Source organism: Mesorhizobium sp. M6A.T.Cr.TU.016.01.1.1 (assembly GCF_003952585.1).
Lineage (GTDB): Bacteria > Pseudomonadota > Alphaproteobacteria > Rhizobiales > Rhizobiaceae > Mesorhizobium > Mesorhizobium mediterraneum.
Window position 1 is genome coordinate 5,227,487 of sequence record NZ_CP034452.1, and the last position, 12,081, is coordinate 5,239,567.

Below are 12,081 nucleotides of genomic sequence, written 5' to 3' on the forward strand. Positions count from 1 at the left end.
GAATGGCGGAGCCTTCTGCTTACCCCACGTAAGGTCCAGGCCCGGGGCTTCTCTTTGCCATATTCGATACTTAACGGTTAACTAATGTATTAATTGCAGCATGCGTGTCGACGATTCGACACGTGGCATCATGGCCCAGAGGAAACCGTCCGGAATGCACCATGGCCGCTTGACGGCATTTTCGCCGCAACCTATTGGAACCGGGTGGAACGCCGGGAGCAATGAGGCCTCGTGGCGGAGTGGTTACGCAGAGGACTGCAAATCCTTGCACCCCGGTTCGATTCCGGGCGAGGCCTCCAATTGCCCAAGCTCCCGCGCACCAGCGCCAGGGGGCTCGAGTTTCGGTCGAAATGAGCCGCGGCCCCGGCGCGGCGAGCAGATTGGTTTTTGGGCAGATTGGTTGGGATATGAGCGCTGATTTTGCCGAACGCCGGGTGAAAATGGTCGATGGCCAGATCCGCACCACCGACGTGACCAGCGCGCCGTTGCTCGACGCGATGCTCGTCGTGCCGCGCGAGGCCTTTGTCGCCCCCGGCCAGCGCGATCTAGCCTATATCGACGAGGACATCCGCATTGCCAATGGAGCGGATGGCCCACGCTATCTCATGGAGCCTTCGCCGCTGGCCAAGCTGGTGCAATTGGCCGAGATCGGCCCTGGCGATTCGGCGCTCGATGTCGGCTGCGGCACCGGCTATGCGGCGGCGATCCTGTCGCGGCTGGCAAAGTCGGTCGTCGCGCTGGAAAGCGATCCGGCATTGGCCGAGACCGCCATGTCGACGCTTTCGGCGCTGGGCTGCGACAACGTCAGCGTGGTCAAGGGATCGCTGCCGGAAGGCCATGCCGCGGAGGCGCCCTACGATGTTATTTTCATCGGCGGCAGCGTGGAGAAAGTGCCGGCATCGCTGCTCGACCAGCTTGCGGAGGGCGGCCGTCTCGTCGCCGTCGAAGGGCAGGGGAATTCGGGTGTGGCCCGATTGTTTCTTAAGACAGGGGGGGTTGTAACCGGAAGAGGCGCATTTAATGCGGCAATTAAGCCACTACCGGGATTTGAACGTATCCGTGCGTTTGAGTTCTGAATGATTTTGGCTTGCAGCAGAGGCGTCGTCATGTTCGCTTGCGCTTGAACAATCGTTGCTGATCCGCATGACTGGGGTACTCTTGGGGGCTGACAGCAGGGAACCTGAAACACACCGCGCCGGCTGCTCGAATGAGAGAAGCCGGCGCGGTGCGGTTCCCATGCAAAACGAATGAGGGAATAACGTGCCGTCTTTACGCAAGAATCTTTTTGCCGCTGTCCTTGTTTCCGCGACCGCGCTTTCTCCAGTGGCCGCCTCGGCGGAAACCATCCTTGGTGCACTTTCAAAAGCCTACCAGAACAATTCCTCGCTCAATTCGGCTCGTGCCGGCGTCCGCGTCACCGATGAGGGTGTCGCCATCGCCAAGTCCGGCTGGCGCCCGACCGTCACCGGTTCCGCGAGCATCGACTACTCCAGCAGCCGCAACACTCGCTTGAACCAAAGCGTCAACTTGACCACGGGTAACTTTGGCGTCCAGATCGACCAGACCCTGTTCGACGGCTTTCAGACCAAGAACAACGTCGCCGCCGCTGAATCGCGAGTCCGCGCCTCGGTCGAGAGCCTGCGCAACACCGAAGAGAATATCTTGTTCAACGCGGCAAGCGCCTACATGGACGTGATTCGCGATCGGCAAGTGGCGGTGCTGACCGAGCAGAACCTGCAATTCCTGACCGAGCAGGCGCGCGCGGCGCGCTCGCGCTTCGAGGTCGGCGAAGGCACCCGCACCGACGTGGCGCAGGCCGACGCCGAGCGCTCCTCCGCCGTGGCGGAACTGGCCGCGGCCCGCGCGCAGGCGCTGGCGAGCGCTGCGACTTATCGCCAGATCGTCGGCGACGAGCCGGGCAGACTCAGGGCCGCTTCGCCGCTGTCGAAGCTGTTGCCTTCAAACCTCGACGCGGCAATCGCGATTGCATCCATTGAGCACCCCGCCATCCTCGCCACCCAGCATCTGGTCGACGCGGCGGCATTTTCGGTGAAATCGTCCGAAGGCGCGCTGCTGCCGCAGGTCTCGGCTTCCGCCGGCGTTTCCAGCACCTATCGCGACACGAGGGCGGGTCTGGGCGTTCCCGATTCGGCGCAGGATGGCACAACCAATTCGGCCAGCATCGGTGCCACACTGACTATACCGATCTATTCGGGCGGCCGGAACTCGGCGACGGTGCGCCAGAATAAGGAATCACTCAGCCAGGCGCGGATCGAGGTCGATGTCAGCCGCGACACCGTGCGGCAAGCCGTGACCTCGGCGTGGACGCAATATACTGCCGCCCAGCAAACCGTGGTGGCCAACAGGCAGGTGATCGCCGCCGCGCAACTTGCCTTGAGCGGCGTCATCGAGGAGCGCAATGTCGGCCAGCGCACCACGCTCGACGTTCTCAATGCCCAAGCCACCCTGATCACTGCCAAGATCAACCAGGCCAGTTCCGAACGCGATTTGGTGGTGGCGAGCTATGCCATTCTCTCGGCGGTCGGTCGCCTTTCGGTCGATCGTCTCGCTCTTCAGGTGACGAAATACAGACCTGAAGAGCATTACAATGCGGTCAAGGACAAGTGGATCGGTCTGCGCACCCCAGACGGTCGCTAATCGTTCCACCAGGTTCAAATCTCGTCCAATTTCAAACTATTAGAGCCCGTGCGTTCAAAAGAATGCGCGGGCTCTAATCTGTTGAAATCCAACACACCCTCAGATTGGGGATTCTCGTAAGGCGATCCGTCGGTTACGCTGTTGCCATGATTCGAATCCGGCTTGGCCGGACTGGAAATCTGCAACGAGTCACAAGGGCGGCGGATGTGACGATGGCGACGGCAAGCAGCGTGCAACGCGAACCTTCCATGGAAGAGATACTGGCTTCCATCAGGAGGATCATCGAGGACAATGATACCGGTCGCAAGCAGCCGGACGAAGCGGACGACCTGCTGCAGGATTTGGCGTCGGTGACTGTGCCGCCGCCGGCGGCCGGGGCGCCGCCGGAGGCAGGCAGGGCGCCGTCGGGGGCAGGCGGGACGCCGCCGGAGGTGGATGCGTTTCGCGCCGAATTGCGTCCGGGATTTGACGCCAGAAGGCCGGCCACGCTGGCTGAGGTGCAGAGGCCTCCATCGGCCGCCGAGCCCGTCGTCGCGCGCATGGAGCCGTCGGTGCGTTCCGATCCGGCTCCGCTCAAAGCTCCCGTGACGCTTGCCGGGGTCGCTGGCGAGCCGGCCCCGACCGCCAAGCCGGATGCGACGGCAACGGTTGCGGAAACGACCGACAGCATCGTTGCCGACTGGCGGCGTGAGATCGCCGCAGTCGGCGAAGCGATGACCGCGGCCAAGCCGGACAGGGCTGAAGTGCGACTGGCGCCGGATGCCGAACCAAAGGCCGAGGTTTTCGAGGACGCGGCCGAACCTGCTTTCGAGCCGGCTCCGCCGCAAAGCGGATTGGCGCGCCCGGCGACAAACGAGGCATCGTCGGCTCGTCCGGCGATCCTTTCCGAACATACGGGCCGGCAGGTCGCCGCCGCCTTCGGCGAGCTTTCCGATGCGTTCGCCAGCCGCAGCAAGAAAACCTTCGACGAGATGGCCGAAGAGATGCTCAGGCCCATGCTGCAAGACTGGCTGGACAACAATCTGCCGACGCTGGTCGAGCGGCTGGTGCGCGAGGAAATCGAACGCGTGGCGCGCGGCGCGCAGTAACAATTCCGACAGCGGATGAAACCACCACCACTGCGGCGGCGGTTTCGTTGGCCTGGGAGCTCAACCGCTCTCAACCGATGTGGCAAAGGCGATCAGGTTTCCGTCGGGATCTGCCACGATGAAGGTGCGGGCGCCCCACGGTTCGGTCCGCAACGTCTGATGAAAGCTGGCCCCAGCCGCCTGGTACTCCAGGAACAGCGGCTTGATGGCGTCGACCGCGATGGTTGCCGACAGCAAGTCGTCTCTTGCTCTTAAGCCGTTGTCGAACAGAGGCTTGTCGACATGGCGCAGATTCAACCGCGCGCCGTCGCGAAAGACCTGGGCATAGAAGGGCGGTTCGCCATAGGTGAAGCGCGTCGTGAAGCCGAGCTTCTGTTCATAGAACGCCCGGGCGGCAGCGATGTCGCAGACAAAAAGCTGCGGCTCGGCCAAGGCAAGGAAGGGTTTTTCGGCATCGGATGTCGTGCTGTCGGTCATGGTTTGAAGGCCTTTCTTCAGCGCCTGCCAGCTTTCGAAACCAGCCTTCTTGGCAACCAGCTCCTGGGCGTCGGCAAGCTTGAAGCTGTGATCCAGGATCTCGCGATCGGTCAGATGGCGGAAACGTGGCAGTATCGACCCGATCGCAGCCGCGACGGGATAGTACCGCTCGCGATGCCAGCGCAGGTGGAGTTTGGCCTGTTTCCTGAAGTTTTCGAAATTCGACATGTTCGAAATTCGGCTAGGGCGCGGTGAGGGTTAAAGTGTCGTAGGCGGGCAATGCCCCTCCGGCGGGTAGCCGATGCGCCCTACAGCAGCGTTGGCAAGGTATTGCGGTTCGCGATCGCCGGTCAAGAGGCTTGGCTGCATGGAGGATCGCTTATGCGAATTGCCTCGAACTATGAGGCCCCTATCTATTGGCCATGCCATCTGCGGCCGGTTGACTTGCCAACTGCCTTCCGATTTACACCAAACCCAACAATCCCGACAGCTCGGACGCCTTTCCATGCTCGAAAAAACCTACGACGCCAAAACCGTCGAGCCGAAGATCGCCAAAATCTGGGAAGAGGCCGACGCGTTTCGTGCCGGCGCAGGCGCCGAGGAGGGGGCCGAAGCCTTCACCATCGTCATCCCGCCGCCGAACGTCACCGGCTCGCTGCATATGGGCCATGCGCTCAACAACACGCTGCAGGACATTCTGGTGCGCTTCGAGCGCATGCGCGGCAAGAACGTGCTGTGGCAGCCCGGCATGGACCATGCCGGCATCGCCACGCAGATGGTGGTCGAACGCCAGCTTATGGAGAAGCAGATCCACCGCCGCGACCTGACGCGCGATGAGTTCATCGAGAAAGTCTGGGAGTGGAAGGCCGAATCCGGCGGCGCGATCTTAAACCAGCTGAAGCGGCTTGGTGCCTCGGCCGACTGGAGCCGAGAGCGCTTCACCATGGACGAGGGCCTGTCGCAGGCGGTGCTCGAGGTGTTCGTCACGCTCTACAAGGAAGGGCTGATCTACAAGGACAAGCGCCTTGTGAACTGGGACCCGAAGCTGCTCACGGCCATTTCCGACCTGGAGGTCGAGCAGCAGGAGGTCAACGGCAATCTCTGGCATTTCCGCTATCCCGTCGAGGGCGCGGTCTTCGATCCGGAAAATCCGAAAACCTTCATCACCGTGGCGACGACGCGCCCCGAAACGATGCTCGGCGATACGGCGGTGGCGGTGCATCCGGACGACGAGCGTTTCCGGCATCTGGTTGGCAAGAACCTTGTCCTGCCGATCGTCGGCCGCAGGATCCCGGTGGTGGCGGACGGCTATTCCGATCCGGAAAAAGGCAGCGGCGCGGTCAAGATCACGCCAGCGCATGATTTCAACGACTTCGAGGTCGGCAAGCGCCACAGGCTGCCGGCGATCAACATTCTCACCGTCGAGGCGGCGGTGACCCTCGGGGACAATGAAGATTTTCTCGCCGGGCTGGAGGTGACGCCCGAGCGCCAGGCCGTCTGGGATGAGCTCAACGGCCTCGATCGTTTCGCCGCGCGCAACAAGATCGTCGCGCTGATGGAGACGGGCGGCTTCCTCGAAAAGGTCGAGCCGCACCGCCATGCGGTGCCGCATGGCGATCGCGGCGGCGTGCCGATCGAGCCGCTCCTGACCGACCAGTGGTATGTCAATGCGGCCGAACTCGCCAAGCCGGCGATCGCGTCCGTGCGCGAAGGCCGCACCAAGATCATACCCAGTAGCTGGGAGAAGACTTACTTCCAGTGGATGGAAAACATTGAACCCTGGTGCATCTCGCGCCAGCTCTGGTGGGGTCACCAGATCCCGGCCTGGTACGGTCCGGACGGACGCGTCTTCGTCGAGAAGACCGAAGAGGAGGCGCTCGCAGCCGCCGTCGAATATTATCTGGCGCTGGAAGGGCCATGGAAGGCCTGGGTCGAGGACAAGCTCGAGAATTTCAAGCCGGGCGAGATCTTGAGCCGCGACGAGGACGTGCTCGACACATGGTTCTCTTCGGCGCTGTGGCCGTTCTCGACGCTTGGCTGGCCGGAAAAGACGCCGGAACTGAAGAGCTACTATCAGACCGACGTGCTGGTGACCGGTTTCGACCTGATCTTCTTCTGGGTCGCTCGCATGATGATGATGGGCCTGCATTTCATGGACGAGGAGCCGTTCCATACCGTCTATATGCACGCGCTAGTGCGCGACAAGAACGGGCAGAAGATGTCGAAGTCGAAAGGCAACGTCATCGACCCGCTCGATCTCATCGACGAATACGGCGCTGACGCCCTGCGCTTCACGCTGACGGTGATGGCGGCGCAAGGACGCGACGTGAAGCTCGATCCGGCTCGCATCGCCGGCTACCGCAACTTCGGCACCAAGCTGTGGAACGCGACGCGTTTTGCCGAGATGAATGACGTCGCAAGGAACGACGATTTCTGGCTGAACGACGCCAAGCTGGCGGTCAACCGCTGGATCCTGACCGAACTGACGCGCGCCGCGCGCGAAATCACCGATGGCATCACCTCATACCGCTTCAACGAGGCGGCGGGTGCGGCCTATCGCTTCGTCTGGAACCTGTTCTGCGACTGGTATCTGGAACTGCTGAAGCCGGTGTTCATGGGCACTGACGAGGCTGCCAAGGCCGAGAGCCGGGCCTGCGTCGCCTTCGTGCTCGATGAGATCTATAAGCTGCTGCATCCGATGATGCCGTTCATGACCGAAGAACTGTGGGCTGAGACATCAGGCGAGGGCAAGGAACGGCCGTCGCTGCTTTGCCATGCCGCCTGGCCGTCGCCCGACTTCGAGGATGAGGCAGCGGCCGCCGACATCAACTGGCTGGTCGATCTCGTCTCAGGTATCCGCTCCGTGCGCTCGGAGATGAACGTGCCGCCGGCCGCGATCGCGCCGCTGATGGTGATCGGCGCCAATGCCACGACCCGCGAAAGGCTTGAGCGCCAGGCATCGGCCATCAAGCGGCTGGCGCGGGTCGGCGACATCTCGCTGGTCGATACGGCGCCCAGGGGCTCCGCCCAGATCGTGCTCAACGAGGCGACCATCTGCCTGCCGCTCGGCAGCCTGATCGACCTTACCGCCGAGGCGGCGCGGCTGCAGAAGGAACTGGTCAAGGTGACCGAGGAGATCGCCCGCCTGCACAAGAAGCTGTCCAACGAGAAATTCGTCGCCAACGCGCCGGAAGATGTCGTGGAAGCCGAGCGCGAAAAACTCGCCGAGTATCGCGAGGCGCAAGAAAAGCTTTCGGTGGCGCTGACGCGGGTGCGCGAGGCCGGTTAACCTATCTTTGGTGTTTGAGCATCGGACTGTCGGGCATCGAATCGTTCCAAAACCGGCGTTCCGTTTTTGGGTCCGATGCTCTGGATTCCCGAGTCTCCGAACCCGCTTTTCGGATGGGCTTCCTGCCACGAAAATAGGCATTCCGCAGCGTAAATCCTGACGTAAACGGAATGTTTTGGCCCTATTGTTGCCGTAATGTAACAATGGGGCTTATTTTTGCAAAACGGGCTGTTTTTGCGTCGTTTCATGCGATTTTTCTCAATTTTTTCGTCGATTTGCAACCCAATAGGCCGTTTTCCGGCTCTGCGGTGAAGCTGTCACTTTGTCTAAAATGCGGTCGTCGCAGGTGTACGTGTACACATCGAGAATTCGTTGTTGCGCCGTTAACCTGAATTGGTTCTAGCTTGACCCCACTAATGTTCGGGGAGGAGATTCATGAACAATTTGCGTCTGAAAGCGCTGCTGGGGGCGGGGTGCTTTTCGCTATTGATTTCGGGCGTTGCGAATGCCGGCGGCTTCGACCGCGGCGGTGTCAATATCGACCAGTTATTTGATGCCGCACCGTATTCGTTCGATGCCGGCATCACCTATGTTTCGCCGCAGCGCACACTGAAGAATGTGCAGCGCCTGGATGGCTCGGGAATGTCGACGTCGGAAATAGACGTTGGTGGCGACTACGCGGTGCCGCGCGTCGGCTTCAAGGCCAACATCTTCGAACCAGTGGATTGTCTTGCGACGTATACGGAACCGTACGGTGCGGAGGCAGACTTCGGAATGAACAACGCCTATTCGCCAACGGCGGTCAAATACTACGTCAAAACAAATGATTTCGGCCTTACCTGCTCCTACAAGGTAAATCTCGGCAAGGGCGCCATCCGGTTCATCGGCGGCGTCTCCTACCAGGAGGTCGATGCGTTTCTGTCCCGCCAGACACTGCTGGCCTTCGGCAATACCGGCCTCGGAAAATTCAAGCTTTCCGATGAGGCATGGGGTTGGCGCGTGGGCACCGCCTATGAAATTCCCGAAATCGCCTTGCGCGCAAGCCTGATATACTCTTCGAGCTACAAATATGATGGACTGTCGGGCACCGTCGACTCAACCGGTTTTAGGGGCGCCTTTCCAGCCGATCTGATTCCGGGCTCTACCGGGGTCTTTCCTGTCTCCGCCTCGGCCGAGATACCCCAAGCTGTGGAACTCAAGCTGCAGAGCGGCATAGCTCCTGGCTGGCTGGCCTTTGGCTCTATCCGCTGGCAAGAATGGAGCAGGCTTGGCATCATTCCGATTAAAGGTGTTCGCAGCCCTGTAACCGGCGGCATACCTGGCTCGCCGGACTCCGATGTTTCCTTCGACCTGCTGTATCGCGACGGTTGGACGGTCACGGGCGGCATAGCTCACAAGTTCACCGACCAATTGTCTGGCGCGGTTTCGCTGACCTGGGATCGTGGAACCTCGACGACTTCCGGCTATCAGTCGGACACCTGGTCCGTGGCCAGCGGCATTTCTTACTCGCCGAACGACAAGATCGAGGTCAGACTTGGTGGCTCGATCGGTGTGCTGACCGGTGGGTCGTCGACCTTCACCGGTGTTGGCGACACGGCAAACGCCATTACCTACACCTACGGCGACGATCTGCTCCTTGCTGGCTCAGCTTCGGTTAAGATTAAGTTCTAAGTGTAGGTTTTCAATAGAAAAAAGCCGGGCAATGCCCGGCTTTTTTGTTCGAGTGGCCTTCCCGAACATCCAAGCGGCGTCGCAAATACGCCGCGTCCCTATGCCTCCTGCGATTGTGACGTTTTGGCAACAGTTTCTGGGCAACCCTCGCGCCGCAAGGGCGCCCGGGGACATTGCCTATTTCCCGCCATAAACCCGGCGCACCTCGGATTTGTCTCGGGACACGTGCCAACAGGCTCGGCAATGGGGCAGGGCCGCATCGCCCGCGGCAAGGAAGAGTATGGACGACAGAGTCATCTCCAAGGCCAAGCTGCCCAGCCGCCATGTGACCGTCGGTCCGGCGCGTGCGCCGCACCGCTCCTATCTCTATGCGATGGGATTGTCGGCGGCCGAGATCGCGCAGCCGCTGATCGGCGTCGCGAGCTGCTGGAATGAGGCGGCACCCTGCAACATCTCGCTGATGCGACAGGCGCAGGTGGTCAAGAAGGGCGTCGCCGCGGCTAACGGCACGCCGCGCGAATTCTGCACCATCACCGTCACCGACGGCATCGCCATGGGCCACCAGGGCATGAAATCGTCGCTGGTATCGCGCGAGGTCATCGCCGATTCCGTCGAACTCACTATGCGCGGCCACTGCTACGACGCGCTGGTCGGCCTTGCCGGCTGCGACAAGTCGCTGCCCGGCATGATGATGGCCATGGTGCGGCTCAACGTGCCGTCGATCTTCATCTATGGCGGCTCGATCCTGCCCGGTTCCTACAAGGGCCGGCAAATCACTATCCAGGACGTGTTCGAGGCCGTCGGCCAGCACTCGGTCGGCACCATCGATGACGCCGAACTCCTCGAAATCGAACAGGCCGCTTGTCCGTCGGCCGGCTCTTGCGGCGCCCAGTTCACCGCCAACACCATGGCCACCGTCGCCGAGGCCATCGGCCTGGCGCTGCCCTATTCCTGCGGGGCGCCGGCGCCTTACGAGATGCGCGACCGCTTCAATTTCGCCTCCGGCGAAAAGATCATGGAGCTGATCGCAAAGAATATCCGCCCGCGCGATATCGTCACGCTGAAGGCGCTGGAGAATGCGGCAACTGTGGTTTCGGCCACCGGCGGCTCGACCAACGCAGCGCTGCATTTGCCGGCGATCGCGCATGAGGCGGGGATTAAGTTCGACCTCTTCGACGTGGCCAGGATCTTCGAGAAGACGCCCTACATCGCCGACCTGAAGCCGGGTGGCAAATATGTAGCCAAGGACATGTTCGAGGCCGGCGGCATTCCGCTCTTGATGAAGACGTTGCTCGACCACGGCTATCTGCATGGCGACTGCCTGACAGTGACCGGCCGCACTTTAGCCGAAAATATGGAGCATGTAGCCTGGAATGATAGCCAGGATGTGGTCCGTCCCGCCAACCGACCAATCACCCAAACGGGTGGTGTCGTGGGCTTGAAGGGAAACCTTGCCCCCGAAGGCGCGATCGTGAAGGTCGCGGGCATGTCGGAGCTGAAATTCTCTGGTCCGGCGCGCTGCTTCGATTCGGAAGAGGAATGTTTCCAGGCGGTTACGGATCGCAGCTACAGCGAGGGCGAGGTTCTCGTCATCCGCTACGAGGGGCCGCGCGGCGGTCCGGGCATGCGGGAAATGCTATCGACGACGGCTGCTCTCTATGGCCAGGGCATGGGCGGCAAGGTGGCTCTCATCACCGATGGACGCTTTTCGGGCGCGACACGCGGTTTCTGCATCGGCCATGTCGGGCCGGAAGCTGCCGTGGGTGGTCCGATCGGGCTGCTCAAGGATGGCGATTTGATCTCGATCGACGCGGTGAACGGCACGATCGAGGTTGATCTGTCCGATACCGAATTGGCGGCAAGGGCAAAGGCATGGAAGGCGCGCGCGACCGACTATCAGTCGGGCGCGATCTGGAAATATGCACAAACGGTTGGGCCAGCCCGCGACGGCGCGGTCACCCATCCCGGTGGTGCGAAAGAAACACATTGTTATGCGGATATCTGAGTTGCTGAGGTCGTCTGTCTTTTCGGCACTGGTCGCGATCGCCACTTTTGGCGCGACCTTGGGCGCCGCGGGCCAGGCCGTGGCCTTCGATGATAAGGTGTTCGACGACAAGACCGGCGTGAAGCCGCAGTCGAGCCCGTGGGCGGTGTTCCAGTTCGGCTTCTCCGCCTACAAGAACGGCCGCAAAGAGCAGGCCGCGGAGGCCTACAAATACGCGGCCGAAAACGGCCAGATCGGCGCCACCTGGAAGCTTGCGCGCATGTATGCCGAGGGAGACGGCGTGGAGCGCGACGATTACGCGGCATTCAAGTTCTTCTCAGAGATCGTCGACCAGGACGTAGAGCCCGGCTCGCCGGAAGAGAGCTATGTATCGGATGCGCTCGTGGCGCTCGGCGATTATTTGAGGAAGGGCATCCCCGGCAGCCCCATCACAGAGAACGAGGTGGCGGCCCAGGAATATTACATGCGTGCCGCCGCCAACTACCGCAACCCGAATGCGCAGTTCGAGATGGGCCAGATCTTTTTGAACGGCAAGGGCGGCGTCAAGGCCAGCATCAAGCAGGCCGGACGCTGGTTCCAGCTCGCTGCGGAAAAGGGCCATGCCGGTGCGCAGGCGACGCTCGGCAACCTGCTCTTCCAGAGCGGCAAGATCGTTCGGGGACTGGCAATGATGACCGCGGCACTTGAACGGGCCTCACCTTCCGACCAGCCATGGATACGCGGCATGCAGGAAGAGGCGTTCGCTGCGGCGGGCGAGGCCGACCGCCGTACTGCGATTTCGCTGGCCGATGACATCCTCACCAAGGGCGGCAGCGACCAATAGGATTGGCGCTCGCTGAGGACTGAACTGGAACTCTTTGAATTCAGTTTTCGAAGCTTTGCGCCGCCCCTCA

The 12,081-nt window shown here is 61.5% G+C and carries 8 protein-coding genes and 1 tRNA gene; 8 read left to right on the plus strand and 1 reads right to left on the minus strand.

Annotated elements, in window-relative coordinates:
• Positions 1-225 precede the first annotated feature (225 nt).
• From EJ075_RS25405 to EJ075_RS25420, 4 genes are all read left to right on the plus strand, one after another.
• Positions 226-299: transfer RNA gene (locus EJ075_RS25405), tRNA-Cys, on the plus strand.
• Positions 300-407: 108 nt separating this feature from the next.
• Entirely contained in the window at positions 408-1,076 is a 669-nt protein-coding gene (locus EJ075_RS25410; RefSeq protein WP_126106204.1) for a protein-L-isoaspartate O-methyltransferase, read from the plus strand.
• A gap of 184 nt (positions 1,077-1,260) precedes the next feature.
• Entirely contained in the window at positions 1,261-2,658 is a 1,398-nt protein-coding gene (locus EJ075_RS25415; RefSeq protein ID WP_126106205.1) for a TolC family outer membrane protein, read from the plus strand.
• A 212-nt stretch (positions 2,659-2,870) separates the two neighbouring features.
• Positions 2,871-3,746: a PopZ family protein gene (locus tag EJ075_RS25420; RefSeq protein ID WP_126106206.1), complete on the plus strand. Its 876-nt coding sequence runs from the start codon at positions 2,871-2,873 to the stop codon at positions 3,744-3,746.
• 60 nt (positions 3,747-3,806) lie between these two features.
• On the opposite strand, the gene EJ075_RS25425 is transcribed toward EJ075_RS25420, so the two are convergent.
• Positions 3,807-4,451: a VOC family protein gene (locus tag EJ075_RS25425; RefSeq protein WP_126106207.1), complete on the minus strand. Its 645-nt coding sequence runs from the start codon at positions 4,449-4,451 to the stop codon at positions 3,807-3,809.
• Between the two features lie 277 nt (positions 4,452-4,728).
• Between EJ075_RS25425 and EJ075_RS25430 the strand changes: the two genes are divergently transcribed.
• The 4 genes from EJ075_RS25430 (at position 4,729) to EJ075_RS25445 (ending at position 12,011) form a co-directional block, all read left to right on the plus strand.
• Entirely contained in the window at positions 4,729-7,512 is a 2,784-nt protein-coding gene (locus EJ075_RS25430; protein ID WP_126106208.1) for a valine--tRNA ligase, read from the plus strand.
• A 435-nt stretch (positions 7,513-7,947) separates the two neighbouring features.
• Positions 7,948-9,183: an outer membrane protein transport protein gene (locus EJ075_RS25435; RefSeq protein WP_126106209.1), complete on the plus strand. Its 1,236-nt coding sequence runs from the start codon at positions 7,948-7,950 to the stop codon at positions 9,181-9,183.
• A gap of 280 nt (positions 9,184-9,463) precedes the next feature.
• A complete protein-coding gene (gene ilvD / locus EJ075_RS25440) occupies positions 9,464-11,188 on the plus strand; it encodes a dihydroxy-acid dehydratase (RefSeq protein ID WP_126106210.1) in 1,725 nt (574 codons plus the stop codon).
• On the plus strand, positions 11,175-12,011 hold the full coding sequence (locus EJ075_RS25445) for a tetratricopeptide repeat protein (RefSeq protein ID WP_126106211.1): 837 nt from the start codon (positions 11,175-11,177) through the stop codon (positions 12,009-12,011). Before ilvD ends, EJ075_RS25445 begins: the two co-directional genes overlap by 14 nt.
• Positions 12,012-12,081 lie beyond the last annotated feature (70 nt).

What these genes read in the sequence shown, in the direction of transcription:
- EJ075_RS25410 (WP_126106204.1), top strand. Translation starts at nt 408, where the DNA reads ATGAGCGCTGATTTTGCCGAACGCCGGGTGAAAATGGTCGATGGCCAG.
- EJ075_RS25430 (WP_126106208.1), top strand. Translation starts at nt 4,729, where the DNA reads ATGCTCGAAAAAACCTACGACGCCAAAACCGTCGAGCCGAAGATCGCC.
- EJ075_RS25435 (WP_126106209.1), top strand. Translation starts at nt 7,948, where the DNA reads ATGAACAATTTGCGTCTGAAAGCGCTGCTGGGGGCGGGGTGCTTTTCG.
- ilvD (WP_126106210.1), top strand. Translation starts at nt 9,464, where the DNA reads ATGGACGACAGAGTCATCTCCAAGGCCAAGCTGCCCAGCCGCCATGTG.
- EJ075_RS25445 (WP_126106211.1), top strand. Translation starts at nt 11,175, where the DNA reads ATGCGGATATCTGAGTTGCTGAGGTCGTCTGTCTTTTCGGCACTGGTC.
- EJ075_RS25425 (WP_126106207.1), bottom strand. Translation starts at nt 4,451, where the DNA reads ATGTCGAATTTCGAAAACTTCAGGAAACAGGCCAAACTCCACCTGCGC.
- EJ075_RS25420 (WP_126106206.1), top strand. Translation starts at nt 2,871, where the DNA reads ATGGCGACGGCAAGCAGCGTGCAACGCGAACCTTCCATGGAAGAGATA.